The 13,173-nt window shown below is 68.0% G+C and carries 13 protein-coding genes and 1 pseudogene; all 14 read right to left on the minus strand.

Features of this window, described 5'->3' with window-relative positions:
* Window positions 1-420: 420 nt before the first annotated feature.
* Window positions 421-2,463, minus strand: a complete 2,043-nt coding sequence (locus D477_RS00805) for an NHL domain-containing thioredoxin family protein (protein WP_005266305.1) — start codon at window positions 2,461-2,463, stop codon at window positions 421-423.
* A gap of 3 nt (window positions 2,464-2,466) precedes the next feature.
* A complete protein-coding gene (locus D477_RS00810) occupies window positions 2,467-4,659 on the minus strand; it encodes a cytochrome c oxidase assembly protein (RefSeq protein ID WP_081608415.1) in 2,193 nt (730 codons plus the stop codon).
* A gap of 125 nt (window positions 4,660-4,784) precedes the next feature.
* A complete protein-coding gene (locus D477_RS00815; protein WP_005266307.1) occupies window positions 4,785-5,069 on the minus strand; it encodes an HU family DNA-binding protein in 285 nt (94 codons plus the stop codon).
* A gap of 240 nt (window positions 5,070-5,309) precedes the next feature.
* Window positions 5,310-5,615, minus strand: coding sequence for a 30S ribosomal protein S14 (rpsN, locus tag D477_RS00820; protein ID WP_005266309.1), 306 nt, complete (start codon window positions 5,613-5,615; stop codon window positions 5,310-5,312).
* 3 nt (window positions 5,616-5,618) lie between these two features.
* On the minus strand, window positions 5,619-5,786 hold the full coding sequence (gene rpmG / locus D477_RS00825) for a 50S ribosomal protein L33 (RefSeq protein WP_005266311.1): 168 nt from the start codon (window positions 5,784-5,786) through the stop codon (window positions 5,619-5,621).
* Window positions 5,786-6,022: a 50S ribosomal protein L28 gene (gene rpmB / locus D477_RS00830; protein WP_005266312.1), complete on the minus strand. Its 237-nt coding sequence runs from the start codon at window positions 6,020-6,022 to the stop codon at window positions 5,786-5,788. The genes rpmG and rpmB overlap by 1 nt, the downstream gene beginning before the upstream one ends.
* A gap of 297 nt (window positions 6,023-6,319) precedes the next feature.
* Window positions 6,320-6,808: a MarR family winged helix-turn-helix transcriptional regulator gene (locus tag D477_RS00835; protein ID WP_005266313.1), complete on the minus strand. Its 489-nt coding sequence runs from the start codon at window positions 6,806-6,808 to the stop codon at window positions 6,320-6,322.
* 134 nt (window positions 6,809-6,942) lie between these two features.
* Complete coding sequence (locus tag D477_RS00840) at window positions 6,943-8,553, minus strand: MFS transporter (RefSeq protein ID WP_005266314.1); 1,611 nt, start codon at window positions 8,551-8,553, stop codon at window positions 6,943-6,945.
* 398 nt (window positions 8,554-8,951) lie between these two features.
* A complete protein-coding gene (locus D477_RS00845; protein WP_005266315.1) occupies window positions 8,952-9,695 on the minus strand; it encodes a VIT1/CCC1 transporter family protein in 744 nt (247 codons plus the stop codon).
* 85 nt (window positions 9,696-9,780) lie between these two features.
* Window positions 9,781-10,553, minus strand: a pseudogene (locus tag D477_RS00850) (SGNH/GDSL hydrolase family protein).
* A 109-nt stretch (window positions 10,554-10,662) separates the two neighbouring features.
* Complete coding sequence (locus tag D477_RS00855) at window positions 10,663-11,001, minus strand: YnfA family protein (protein WP_005266323.1); 339 nt, start codon at window positions 10,999-11,001, stop codon at window positions 10,663-10,665.
* A 56-nt stretch (window positions 11,002-11,057) separates the two neighbouring features.
* Window positions 11,058-12,050, minus strand: a complete 993-nt coding sequence (locus D477_RS00860; protein ID WP_005266325.1) for a siderophore-interacting protein — start codon at window positions 12,048-12,050, stop codon at window positions 11,058-11,060.
* A gap of 54 nt (window positions 12,051-12,104) precedes the next feature.
* Window positions 12,105-12,941 carry an ABC transporter ATP-binding protein gene (locus tag D477_RS00865; protein WP_005266334.1) on the minus strand — a complete coding sequence of 279 codons (837 nt, stop codon included), beginning with the start codon at window positions 12,939-12,941 and terminating at the stop codon, window positions 12,105-12,107.
* A partial coding sequence (locus tag D477_RS00870; protein ID WP_043845089.1) for an iron chelate uptake ABC transporter family permease subunit occupies window positions 12,942-13,173 on the minus strand: 232 nt, incomplete at its 5' end.

Below are 13,173 nucleotides of genomic sequence, written 5' to 3' on the forward strand. Positions count from 1 at the left end.
ATTCCAGAATGGAAGAACCCGCGTTGGCGGCAGCCGGGAACGCGGCCGTGACCAGCCACTCCAACGACCGCTGCTGCCCGAAATCCTCCATAACCCCACGCTACAAGCCGCCACCGACACTATTCGAAAAGACCTTCGATATGTGGAAGGCCCCGCAAATTCGACGCTTTGTAGGAGTTCAGTTGCAGGATCAGGACTGAGACCCGTCCGAGTTGGCGTCTTGGTGCCGCTGTTTAGGGCCGCTATCTTAGGGCCGCCATCTTGGGGCCGCTGTCTTGGGGGCGGTTGCCGGAGATGAAGCTGCCCTCCAACCGGCAGAGACGGTGGAGGGCAGCTCATGATTGTTGGGCCACCGGGGCTGGAACCCGGGCGGGACCCAAGCTAGTCGCAGCGTCCTAAGCTCGCTGCAGCGACCTGCGCTCAGTCCAGGCCGCGGAGGTCCAGGGTCAGTTCACCGCTTCCGTTTCCGAGGACCACGGGGATGCCCCAGTCCTGCTGGTACAGGTGGCAGGCGGCGTGGTCCGGGATCTCGCCGCCGGGCTCACCGTCGCAGGCGGCGGCGCGGGCGGTAATGTGCAGCACGCCTTCGGGAACGTCCGGGGAGAGCACGAGTTCGCGCACCAGCCCGACGGACGTGCCGCCGCCGGAGACCAGCAGGTTTTCCGGCGAGGCGGAGATCTTCAGCTGGGTGGGGTCGCCCCAGCGGTCATCCAGCTTCTGGCCCTTGGGCGCAGCGAAGCGGACGGTCAGCGCCAGCGGGCCGGCGGACACCTCGGTCTTCGGCCGCTGGGTCTGCGAGGCGCCTTCGTCGACGGTCAGGGCTTCCTTGGGGATCGGAATCCGGACCAGCTGGTGCTTGTTCGCTTCGACGACGATGAGCAGCGGCTCGCCTCCCCCGGCGACCGCGGTCGTATCGACCAGGACATCGGAGGGCTCGGCGAAGCCGCGGGCCAGGGTCGAGACGGTCTTGGTCGCGGGGTCGTAGCGGCGGACGGCGCCGTTGTAGGTGTCGGCGACTGCGACGGAGCCGTCCGGAAGTACCGTGACGCCCAGCGGGTGCTGCAGGCGTGCCTCCGCGGCGCCGCCGTCACGGAAACCGAAGTCGAACAGGCCGGTGCCGATGGCGGTCTGGACCTGGACCCGCTCGCTGCCGTTCACGTCGGAGAATGTCAGCACTCGCAGCGCCGAGGTCTCCGAGTCAGCGATCCAGATGCTGCCGTTCGCGTCCTGGGCCAGGCCGGAGGACTGGGCAAACCAGGCAGCGTTCGCTTCGCCGTCCTGCAGCCCTTCCAGGCCGGTTCCGGCCAGCACCGCCAATTCGCCGGTCAGCGGGTCGAAGGAGAAGATCTGGTGCACGCCGGCCATCGCCACGACGACCTTGCCCAGGGCCGAGGACCACAGCACGTCCCACGGCGAGCTGAGCGAGACGTTCAGCGGCTCGTTGCCCAGATGGTTGGACGCGGTGGCCAGCGCCTCGGCGAGCTCCTCGCCCAGGTCCTCGCCGGAGCCTGCTTCATCCGCCACGGAACCCGGGCCGGCTTCGGCAGTCGCGGCCGCGGCACGCTGGTTCTCGGCATCCAGCAGCCGCTGCACGCCGTTCCCGGCGATGGTCACCACAGCGCCAGTGGCCAAGGTGAGTCCCCGCAACCGGTGGTTGACGGAATCGGCAATAACGACGTCGTACCCTGCCTTGGCACGGACATCTTCCGGGAGCAGGGCCAGGCCTTGGGGCTCGTTGAACTGCGCTGCCTCGGCATCTCCGTCCTGCCAACCCTTGCTGCCGGAGCCGTACGTGTTCAGGACGGTCGACAGGTCGGCCGCGAGCTCCACGATGCGGTGATGGCCGGTGTCCGAGACCAGGAAGGTCTCCCCCTCGCTGCCGAGGCCCTCGGGCAGCGGCAGGACCTTGCCCGGGAAGCGCAGGTCGCCTGCGGTGGATTCTGCCGGCACGTACGGCCCGTCGCCGCGGTGCAGCGTGCCCTTGGCCTCGTGCTCGGCGATCAGTTCCTCGACCAGCGATTCGATGCCACCGGCGTGGCCCTCGCCGGAGAGGTGCGCCACGATGTAGCCCTCGGGGTCGACGACCACCAGCGTCGGCCAGGCACGGGCGGTGTAGGCCTGCCACGTGTCGAGTTCCGGGTCGTCCAGCACCGGGTGGTGGATCTCGTAGCGCTCCACCGCGGCCGCCAGCGCCACCGGATCCGCCTCATGCTCGAACTTGGGCGAATGCACGCCGACGGTGACGAGGACGTCCTTGTACTTCTCCTCCAGCGGACGCAGCTCGTCCAGCACGTGGAGGCAGTTGATGCAGCAGAAGGTCCAGAAATCCAGCAGCACGATTTTGCCGCGAAGGTCCTCCAGGCCCAGCTGCTTGCCTCCGGTGTTCAGCCAGTTGCGGCCGACCAGTTCGGAAGCCCGCACCCGGTAGTTACTGCGGATGGCGGCCTCGGCTGCCTCGGTCATACGTCAATCTCCTTGGTTCCGGCTGGAATCTGCTGGGGCCTGGTCCACGGACCGGGCCGGCGCCCGGTCCTGCGTCCGGGCCGGTGCCTGCTGGCTCATGGACCGCTCAAGGCGCGCGTCGCGTTCGGCCAGTTTGGCAAACATATCGTTATAAGCCGCAAGGTCCGCATCGTTATTCCTGTCGGCTGCCCGATCTTTACGCTTTGTTTCCCGGGCGTCCGAGCGGGACCACATCAGGGCGACCCCGATGGCGACGGCGAGGGTGGGGATTTCGCCGACGCCCCACATGATCGCGCCGCCCAATTGCTGGTCCTCCATCGCGGAGGCACCCCAGTCCCGGCCCATGCTCCCGAACCAGGAGGCCTGGATCAGCGAGGTGGAGCTGGTCAGGGCGACGCCGAAGAACGCATGGAAGGCCATGGTGGCGAAGAGCAGCACTAACCGCATCGGATACGGCGCCCGCCGCGGCAGCGGGTCCTGTCCGATCATGGTCAGGATGAACAGGTAGCCGGTGAGCAGGAAGTGGATGTTCATCAGCTCGTGCCCGATGTGCTCGTCCAGGGCGAAGCGGAACAGCGGAGTGTAGTAGAAGATGATGATCGAGCCGGCGAAGTTGGCGGCGGCGAACAGCGGGTGCGTGATCACGGCCGAGTACTTCGAATGCACCAGCCAGAGGATCCACTCGCGCAGGCCCCGGCTACCGTCCCGGCGCGGCGGCAGGGCCTTCAGCGCCAGGGTGACCGGGGAGCCGAGCACCAGGAACAGCGGCACGATCATCGTCAGTGCCATGTGGTCGAGCATGTGCGCGCTGAACAGCACCATGCCATAGATCGCCGGCGCCCCCGACGTCACGTAGGTCAGCGCGAGCAGCCCGACGATCCAGCTGATGCCGCGCACCAGCGGCCACTTGTCGCCGCGGCGGCGCACCCGCGCCATGCCGATGAGGTAGGCGATGCCGGCGATCAGCGCGAACGCGACCCAGAGCCAGTCGAAGCGCCACTGGGTGACCCAGGCGGAGCCGGTCAGTTCCGGCGGCAGCTCGTAGCCGGTGAGGATCCGTGCCGGCGAGGCATCGGTGGGCAGCTCTTCCGGAGTCGGCGGTGCCGTGCGGGCCAGCGCCACCGCGACGCCGGAGACCGCGCCCATGATGAGCAGCTCCACCGCGATCAGCTGCCATAGCACCCGGGCCGCGGATTTGGTGGCCAGCTGCGGGATCACCCACTGGCGGTGCATGAAGCCGATCGCGCCGAGCAGTAGCGTCGCCAGCGCCTTCACGACCACCAGCGCGCCGTAGTCGGAAGCGACCTGGGCCAGCGAGGTGATCCGGATGGAGGCGTTGATCAGGCCGGAGAAGAACACCAGGCAGAAGCTCACCAGCGCCAGCGCAGAGTAGCGCTGCAGCACCGCGGCCACGGTCTCCTTGTTGCCCAGCGTCCGGGACACGAAGGCCAGGGCGATAAGCCCGCCCACCCACAGGCACACGCCCAGCAGGTGCAGGCCGATGGAGTTGACCGCACCGTAGTGGTCATCGCCGCCGGCGGAGTGGCCGATCAGCGCCATCGGCAGCAGCCCGCCGACGGTGGCCAGCGCCAGCGTGAAGCCCAGCGCGCTGAGCGAGCGGACGCCGAAGGTCAGGGTGGCCGTGATGGCCGCGACGGTAGTAATGGTCAGCCAGGCCTGCCCGGTGCCGATGCCGGTCATGAAGCCGACCAGGGCGGAGGTGAACGACTCGCTGCCGTTCAGCGCCATCCCCGAGACATCGGAGAACGTGAGGACCAGCACCGATACCGCGGAGAGCGTCCAGACGATTCCCGCGACGGAAGCCACCGCCATGGCGCGGGTAAAAGCAGGATGTTCGGCGCCGTCGTCGTCCCTGTCCGCCTTCCGCGAGGGACGCAGGCGCTTGGGCAGGATGCCCACGGCGAACACCAGCGCGCCGATCAGGGCTGCGATAGAGAGGTTGTGGATGGCCTTGACCGCGGGCAGGCCCCAGCGCGTCAGCGCGCCCGGATCGGAGAGCTGCCGGGTCGCGGCCGCACCGGAGAAGATGAGCGCGCCCACCAGGCCAAGAACGACGGCGGCAGCCCCGGCCAGGAGCCATGCCTTGCCTATCCCTTCGGCAGAGATAGCGGCCCCGCGTCCCGGCTGGGGCCGTGGTGAAGACTGCTGTACTGATGGTGCTGGCACGGTATCCATTCTCTACCCCCAGTAGAAATTCGGCTAATCCGCAGGAGGCACCACCGTACGCACACAGGCCTTGGATTAAGCTGCAAAGCCGCCGCCGGATGACCCGGCGGCGGCTTTGCAGAAGTCAGCGGGGACTACTTCTTGGCGACGGCGGCCTTCAGCTTGGAACCGGCGGTCAGCTTCACGCTGTGGCCGGCAGCAATCTGGATGGTTTCGCCGGTCTGCGGGTTGCGGCCGGTACGGGCGGCGCGGTCGGTGCGCTCGACGGCGAGCCAGCCCGGGATGGTGATCTTCTCGCCCTTGGCAACGGAAGTCGCGAAAACGTCGAACACGGCGTCGAGCACGCCGTTGACGGCGGTCTGGCTGGTGCCGGCCTTCTCGGCGACGGCTGCGACCAGTTCACTGCGGTTGATAGCCAATTTATGTCCTCCTGGACTACTTCGGTTTCTCCGAGCTTCACACGGGCGTGAAAAGCTTCTGAGCGAAAACTTACCAGCTTGCCCGCGCAGATCCGGCAAATTCCGCGTGATCTGGGCGATTTTCCTTCGATTTTCGTCCATTTCGCAGCTTCCCGGAGGCTCCTGTGGACCTGCTGGGTACGCAAAAGGCGGCAACCCCTTGGGGGCTGCCGCCTTTTCACGCTGCTTGCTGAGGCGTCCTTACCAGCTGGACTTCTTGATGCCGGGCAGTTCGCCGGCGTGCGCCATGTTGCGGAAGCGCACGCGGGAGATGCCGAACTTCTGGAAGGTGCCGCGCGGGCGGCCGTCGATCTGGTCGCGGTTGCGCAGGCGGACCGGAGAAGCGTTGCGGGGCAGCTTCTGCAGGCCGAGACGGGCCTCCTCGCGTGCCTCGTCGGTTGCGTTCTCGTCAACCAGGACCTTCTTCAGCTCGAGGCGCTTTTCGGCGTAGCGCTCGACGATGACCTTGCGCTGCTCGTTGCGAGCAATCTTTGACTTCTTAGCCATGTCTTAGCGCTCCTCTCGGAATTCGACGTGCTTGCGGATCTTCGGGTCGTACTTCTTCAGGACCAGGCGGTCCGGATCGTTACGACGGTTCTTACGGGTGACGTAAGTGAAGCCGGTGCCCGCAGTGGACTTGAGCTTGATGATGGGACGTACGTCCTTGTCCTTGGCCACTAGAGCTTCACACCCTTCGCGAGCAGTTCGGCAACAACAGCGTCGATGCCGCGTACGTCAATGGTCTTGATGCCACGCGCGGAAACCTGCAGTGTGACATTGCGGCGCAGGGACGGAACCCAGTAGCGCTTCTTCTGAATATTCGGATCGAACCGGCGCTTGGTGCGGCGGTGCGAGTGCGAAATGCTGTGGCCAAAGCCGGGCTTGGCTCCGGTCACCTGGCAGTATGCTGCCATTGATCTCTCCTCCAGTTTTAGTAAATCTTGACGGACCTCGCAGATCAGCGGTCTAGCCTTGCGAACCTGCGTGTAAGAGCGCCCGTCACCAGTTTTGACACCGTTATTACTGCGACTTTCCGGAGGGTGACCAGGCGGGGTGAGATCCAGCCGAAGTTCCTCGCCGCGGGGAAGACGGTGAAGTCCAGGCGCTGCTTGATGCTGATTCCCGAGGGAACCGCCCCAGCAACAGCCTTAAATTCTAGGCAAACACGGCAACTCACGCAACTTGGCCGGCTCCGGGCGCCCAGGGCCCGCTCAACTGTTCAGCCGCGGCTCCCGCAGTACCCAGCTCGTCGGCTCCAGCAGCTCCACTACCTTCTTGCCGATCCGCTCCAGATCCGCCACATCGCGCCGGTCAAGGCCGTCGAAGATGACCTGGCGGACCGACTCCACATGCGCCGGAGCGAGCTCGTCGATGGTCTTGAACCCCTGGTCGCTGAGCGTCGCCATGGTGACCCGGGCGTCGTCCGCGCATTGGCTTCGGGAGACCCAGCCGCGCTGCTCCAGCTTCTTCACCACATGGGAAAGCCGGGACAGCGACGAGTAGGTCCGCGACGCCAGCTCGCTCATCGGCAACGTGCGGTCCTCGGCCTCCGACAGCATGGCGAGCACGTTGTAATCGAAGAGCGTCACCTTCGCCTGCTGCAGCACGGCGTCGAGCTTTCCGGGCAGCAATGTCGTAACAGCGAGCAGGGCCAGCCAGGCCTGGCGTTCTTCGGGATCGAGCCAACGGGCGGAAGTCATACTTCTATTTTGCCACATCACTTGATGGTTCAAGTTTCACGCTTGGAACCGCCGTCGTTCCCCTCCCTAACGACGGCGGACGGTTACCTGCCGTGGGCAGGTGGCCGGCCGCCGTCGTTGGCGTCAGTGCATGCCTAGCTGCGGACTCCTGCCGCCTCAAGGTCCCGGAGTTCCGGGATTTCCGTGTCTGCCGGCAGGTCCACCGGATCGGCAGCGGGCGAGGCGGTGGCGTGTCCGGCCGGCACCAGGTCCAGCGGCATCCCGCCGATGTTGAGCAGCGGATTGTCGTCCTGTCCGGCCACAAGGTCCCGGGCCTCCGCAGCGGTGTCGACGGCAGGCATCGCACCGGGCAGCGGCCGCTTGGCGCTTTCGGGCATCCGCCGAATGGCCAGCAGCCCCAGCACGGACGTGGCCACCAGGTAGTACGCCGGCATGAGTTCGTTCCCGGTGGCCTCGATCAGCGCTTGGGTGATCAGCGGCGTGGTGCCGCCGAAGATCGCAACGGCGAAGTTGTAGGCAAGGCCCATGGAGGCATAGCGGCTGGAGGTCGGGAACAGCGCCGGCAGGGCCGAGGCCAGGTTGCCGACGTAGAAGGACGTGGCGGCACCGAGGATGGCCAGTCCGGCGATGGTGGCCAGGGTGTTGCCCATGCCGATCAGCAGGAACGCCGGGATGGCCAGCACGATCGTGATCAGCGAGCCGATGGTCAGTACCGGCCGCCGGCCGATCCGGTCAGAGAGCCGGCCGGTCAGCGGGATGGCGGCCGAGAGGAGCACCAGCACGGGGATGGTCAGCAGGGTGCCCTGCAAGGCGTCGTAGCCCATGGCCTCCTGCAGGTAAGTGGGCATGTAGGACGTCAGCGCATAGCCGACGGTGTTGGCCGCAGCAACCAACAGCATGGCCAGCGCGATGGGCCGCCAGTAGCCGGCGATGATTTCCCGGTAGGTCTTCGGTCCGTCGACCGCGGCCGCCTTCGCCTTGTCCTCCTGCGCGTCCTGGGCTGCCTGGAAGGCCGGGGATTCCTCGATGCGCATCCGGAAGTAGAGTCCAACCAGGCCGAGCGGGCCGGCCAGCAGGAAGGGAAGGCGCCAGCCCCATTCGAGCATGGCGGCGCTGCCCAGGAAGAACTGCAGCAGCGAAACCACCGCGGCGCCGAGGGCGAAGCCGAGGTAGCTGCCGGTATCGAGGATGCTGGCCAGGAAGCCGCGGCGCTTGTCCGGAGCATATTCGCTGACGAACGTGGTGGCGCCCGCGTATTCGCCGCCGGTGGAGAAGCCCTGGATGAGCCGGCAGAGGACCAGCAGCAGCGTGGCCCATCCGCCGATGGCAGCGTAGGTCGGCAGCAGGCCGATCGCGAAGGTGGAGGCGGCCATCATGATCATGGTGAGCGCCAAGGTGCGCTGGCGGCCGATGCGGTCGCCGAGGCGCCCGAAAACCAGTCCGCCGAGCGGCCGGGCCAGAAAGCTCACGGCGAAGACGGCAAGGCTGCCGAGCAGGCCTTCACCTTCCGTGCCACCGGCGAAGAACAGCTGGCCCATGGTCACCGCGAGGTAGCCGTAGATGCCGAAGTCGAACCATTCCATGCCGTTTCCGACGACGGTGCCGCCGACCGCTTTGCGCAGCATGGGCTTTTCGACGACGGTGACATCGTCGACGCGGAGCCTGCGCTTGCGGAATCTTGGCGGGGTTTTCCGGCTGGCGCCGGGCTCCGCCGCGGGGGCAGCTGGGTGGACGTCTTGCGGCATTTGGGCCTTCTCTCAGGAGGTCATTTGCACGGGACTTTCCCTTGTCCAGAGCCGCTATCGGTTCCGGACAAGCCCAAAACCTTACCGGGATTGACATTTCCCACACAGTTCGAGGGGCCAAATCAGCCCCTTGAACAGGGCCGAAAGTCCCTAATCGGGCCGGCTCTGCCGGAGCCGCCGGAGGGGGCTCACGGACCTGCCGGGATCCGCACGGCTGCGCGGCAGGAGCCGGACTCCGCCTGCACGGACCAGCACTCGGGTCAACGGCAGCGCGGAACTTTTTTTGTTGCTTGTGTCACAGGCGGGCCTCCGGAGGCTGTTTCACGGCCGATCCCGGCGCTCGAGGCGGCCGGGCGAACACCGCTTCGGGGCGCCAAACAGGCGGAAGACCGCCGTCGTTAAACCACTCCGGTGGTGCCCAGCCACGTGCCGATCAGGAACGTCGCGAGCAGCGCCAGCAGGCCGCCGGTGACCACGCGGCCGATGGCGGGCAGCATGCGGGCGCCGCCGAGGTAGGCACCGAGGCCTCCGGTGCCGGCGAGCGCCAGCAGGGTCGCGGCGAAGGCGACGGGCACGCGCAGCCCCTCGGGCGGCAGCAGGATGGCCAGCGCGGGCAGCGCCGCGCCGGCGATGAATGCCGTGAAGGAGGCGAAGGCTGCGTGCCAGGGGCTGACCACCTCGTCCCGGTCGATGCCCAGCTCGGCCTCCAGGTGCGCGCGAAGCACATCATGCTCGGTCAGTTCCTTGGCGACTTGCCGGGCGGTGGCAGCGCTGACGCCCTTGGCTTCATAGATCGAGGCGAGTTCGGCCAGTTCCTGCTCCGGCATGGTCCGCAGTTCCCAGCTCTCCTTGGCAATCAGCGCCTTCTGGCTGTCGCTCGAGCTCGAGACGGAGACATACTCCCCCAGCGCCATGGAAATTGCGCCGCCGATGACCGCGGCGAGGGTCGCGGTGAGCAACGTGCCGAGGTCCGTGGTGGCACCGGCCACGCCGACCACAATGGCGGCGACCGAGACAATGCCGTCGTTCGCGCCGAGCACGCCGGCACGCAGCCAGTTCAGACGGGTGGCGATGCCGGTTCCGTGCGGCTCGTCAGGGTGCGGGCCGTCTTCCGCCGTCGAAAATCCAGGTTGGCTTGCCATGCTCCTAGGGAACCATCAAAGCCGGGCGGCTTCCAGAGAGGACAGGCAAGCCTCAGGCCCGGGGCACGAGCGAGGCGGTGCAGTTTCAGGCCCGGGGCACGAGCGAGGTCAGCTCCGGATACTTCGGCTGGAGGCTGTCGCCGGAGGAAACGCCGCGGAGCCGGCGGCCCAGCCACGGTCCCACATGTTCGCGGGCCCAGCGGGCGTTGGCGGCCAGCGACTCGCGCCGGGACAGCGTGGCCAGCGCCGGGAGTTCGGGCAGCTCGATCAGGTCGTCCGCCTGCAGCACCTCGAGCACGCGCTTGGCCATTAGCGTGTGGCCGGCGGCGGACATATGCAGCCGGTCCTCGTCCCAGTACCGCCAGTCCTGGAATTCGCGCAGCCGCCAGTAGTCCACGATCTTCGCGCCGCGCCGGTCGGCGATTTCGCGCACCCACTCGTTGTAGATGGCGGTGCGGCCGCGGGTCTTGCCGAAGACGGCGGATTTGGACGAGTCGAAACCGGTGAAGAGCACCACGTCAGCGCCGGAGTCCACCAGCCGGGCCACGCCGTCGTCGTAAATCTCCATCAGCGCGTCAATGTCCACGCTGGGCCGCAGGATGTCGTTGCCGCCGGCGTACAGCGTCACGAGCGTGGGCTTGAGGGCCAGGGCCGGCCCGACCTGCTCCTCGATGACCTGCCGCAGCTTCCGGCCGCGGATCGCCAGGTTGGCGTAGCCCCAGCCGGGCTCGGCGAGCATCAGCTGTTCGGCGACGCGGTCGGCCCAGCCGCGCACGCCGTTGGGCAGTTTCGGGTCCTGGTCGCCGACGCTTCGGAGAAGGAATCGCCCAGGGCAACGTAGCGGTGCGTAAAAGTCACCATCACAGGCTAATGGACGACGGCGGTGCGCGCGGCTTCCGGGGAACGGCGGCAGGGCGGCTTGTCACTAGTCAGCATCCGCTGTCAGGCCTGCGATCCGGCGCCATCCTCAGCCGCCGTTGCGCGGGGCGTACATCAGCACCGCTACCCCGGCCAGCGCGATGCCGGCGCCGAGGTAGTCCCAGCGGTCGGGTTGGAAGCTGTCCACCACCATGCCCCAGGCCAACGAGCCAGCGATGAAGACCCCGCCGTAGGCGGCCAGCACGCGGCCGAAATTGGCATCCGGCTGCAGCGCGGCGATGAAGCCGTAGGCCCCGAGGGCCATCACGCCCAGACCTGCGAACCACCAGGCCTTGTCCTCCCGCACTGCCTGCCAGATCAGCCAGGCGCCGCCGATCTCGGCCAGCGCGGCAAGGACAAACAGGATGGCGGATTTCGCGAGGGTCATGGCTCCATTCTCGCCCGCGGCGCGCGAGGTCCGGGCCCGGCGGCGGCTCGGCGGCTTTAGAGCTCGGCCTTGCCGCGGCGCCAGTAGCCCATGAACGCCACCTGCTTGCGGTCGATCCCGACGTCGCGGACCAGGTAGCGGCGCAGCTCGCGGATCACCGCCGCCTCGCCGGCGATCCAGGCGTAGAACGGGCGGGTGGAGCCGGTGGTGGTCTCCCACAGGATGACCTGGTCGATGTCGACGTCCTCCGGCTCCGCTCCCGGTTCGGGGGTGAAGCCGGCGCCCGGTACCGCGACAGCTTGGCGCACGGCGGCGTCCAGCAGTTCGCCGTGCGGGCGGCTGCCGCGGGCCAGCCAGCTGACCTGGACATCGGCGGGGTGGATGAGCGGCTGGAAGTCGGTGCTGTCCGGCACCTCGAGGATGGCATGGCCGGTCATGTCTGCCGGCATGCTTTCCAGGATCGCGGCGATGGCCGGGACGGCGGTTTCGTCCCCGGCCAGGAGCACGTGCGAGGCCAGGCCAGGCCGCCACTCGATCCCGCCGTACGCCTTGGCCGTGGGGCAGGTGGCGGCCTCCAGGTTCGGGCCGATGATGGTCACCCGGTCGCCGGCCACCGCGCGGTTGGCCCACACGGACGCGGGGCCGCCCTTGCCCTCCGCGTCGAAGTGCATCACGAAGTCCACGTCCAGCTCGGGCCGCGCGCCGCCACGCAGTTCGCGGACGGTGTAGGTGCGCATGGCGCCGCGGCTGCTCTCGTCCAGCGACAGCCAGTGCTGGTACCAGCCACCGGTGAGCTCATTCGCACCGCTGACTGCACCGGGCGCACCGAAAGCCGGCAGCGGAAGCTGCGCACCGCCGTCGTCCGTGGCCGGGATGACCACCTTGATCCGCAGGTCCAGGGGGGGTCCGCCCACGCCGAATTGGCGCAGCCCCTCCCCCGTGAAGGTGACGCGGCGGAAGCTCGGCGACAGCGCGCGGACCGCGGCCACTTCGACGTCGAAGGCCAGCACCGGGGTGACGGCGGCGGTTTCGGTGGCAACTGCAGTCATGTCGTACTCCGTTCGTGGATCGGCAGGTAGTGCGTTCGGCAGGTGGTGCGTTGGTCAGACGGCGGTGGGATGGTCCAGGCGCCGGGGCCCGCGGCGGGCGGTTTTGCTGTGGTGGCGGCCGACCGGAATCACCATCGGCGTGCCGGACACCGGGTCCGGGATCACGTGCGAGTCCAGGCCGAAGACGTCGGTGACCAGCTGCTCAGTCACCACCTCGGCGGGCGCGCCCTCGGCCACCACGGCCCCGGCCTTCATCGCGATCAGGTGGTCCGCGTAGCGGGCGGCCAGGTTCAGGTCATGCAGCACGATCGCCACCGTGGTGCCGCGGCGCCGGTTCAGGTCGGTGACCAGGTCCAGCACCTCCACCTGGTGCGTCACGTCGAGGAAGGTGGTCGGTTCGTCCAGCAGCAGGATGTCCGTCTCCTGCGCCAGCGCCATCGCAATCCAGACCCGCTGGCGCTGCCCGCCGGAGAGCTCGTCCACGTCGCGGGCGGCCAGTTCCAGCGTGTCGGTAGCGGCCATCGCGGTGTTGACGGCGTCCTCGTCCGCGTCCGTCCACTGCCGGAACCAGCCCTGGTGCGGATAACGGCCGCGGCCCACCAGCTCCGCCACGCTGATGCCATCCGGCGCGACCGGCGTCTGCGGCAGCAGCCCCAGCACCTTGGCGACATCCTTGGTGGACTGGGCGTGGATGTCCTTGCCGTCCAGCAGCACGCCGCCGCCGGCGGGCTTGAGCAGCCGGGCCAGGCCGCGCAGCAGCGTGGACTTGCCGCAGGCGTTGGCGCCGACGATGATCGTGACCTTGCCGGCCGGCAGTTCCACGGTCAGGTCCTGCACCACCGTCCGCCGGTCGTAGGCGAGGGTGAGGTCGCGGGCTTGCAGGGTGCGCATTTAGCCTCCTCGGCCGACACGGTTGGTGGTGACCAGCAGCCAGAGCAGGAACGGCGCGCCGAGGGCACCGGTCACCACGCCGACCGGCAGCGACGTGCCGTTGGTCAGGTACATCGGGAACAGGTTGGCGCCGGCGAAATCCGCCGCCAGCACAATCACGGCGCCCACCAGCGCGGCCACGGCCAGCGAACCGGCGCCGCGCAGCAGCCGCCGGGCGATGGGTCCGGACAGG

The organism is Arthrobacter crystallopoietes BAB-32 (genome assembly GCF_000328305.2).
In the GTDB taxonomy this organism is placed as follows: Bacteria; Actinomycetota; Actinomycetes; order Actinomycetales; family Micrococcaceae; genus Crystallibacter; species Crystallibacter crystallopoietes_A.

What these genes read in the sequence shown, in the direction of transcription:
- rpsN (WP_005266309.1), bottom strand. Translation starts at nt 5,615, where the DNA reads ATGGCTAAGAAGTCAAAGATTGCTCGCAACGAGCAGCGCAAGGTCATC.
- D477_RS00860 (WP_005266325.1), bottom strand. Translation starts at nt 12,050, where the DNA reads ATGACTGCAGTTGCCACCGAAACCGCCGCCGTCACCCCGGTGCTGGCC.
- D477_RS00835 (WP_005266313.1), bottom strand. Translation starts at nt 6,808, where the DNA reads ATGACTTCCGCCCGTTGGCTCGATCCCGAAGAACGCCAGGCCTGGCTG.
- D477_RS00855 (WP_005266323.1), bottom strand. Translation starts at nt 11,001, where the DNA reads ATGACCCTCGCGAAATCCGCCATCCTGTTTGTCCTTGCCGCGCTGGCC.
- rpmB (WP_005266312.1), bottom strand. Translation starts at nt 6,022, where the DNA reads ATGGCAGCATACTGCCAGGTGACCGGAGCCAAGCCCGGCTTTGGCCAC.
- D477_RS00805 (WP_005266305.1), bottom strand. Translation starts at nt 2,463, where the DNA reads ATGACCGAGGCAGCCGAGGCCGCCATCCGCAGTAACTACCGGGTGCGG.
- D477_RS00845 (WP_005266315.1), bottom strand. Translation starts at nt 9,695, where the DNA reads ATGGCAAGCCAACCTGGATTTTCGACGGCGGAAGACGGCCCGCACCCT.
- D477_RS00865 (WP_005266334.1), bottom strand. Translation starts at nt 12,941, where the DNA reads ATGCGCACCCTGCAAGCCCGCGACCTCACCCTCGCCTACGACCGGCGG.
- D477_RS00810 (WP_081608415.1), bottom strand. Translation starts at nt 4,659, where the DNA reads ATGGATACCGTGCCAGCACCATCAGTACAGCAGTCTTCACCACGGCCC.
- D477_RS00840 (WP_005266314.1), bottom strand. Translation starts at nt 8,553, where the DNA reads ATGCCGCAAGACGTCCACCCAGCTGCCCCCGCGGCGGAGCCCGGCGCC.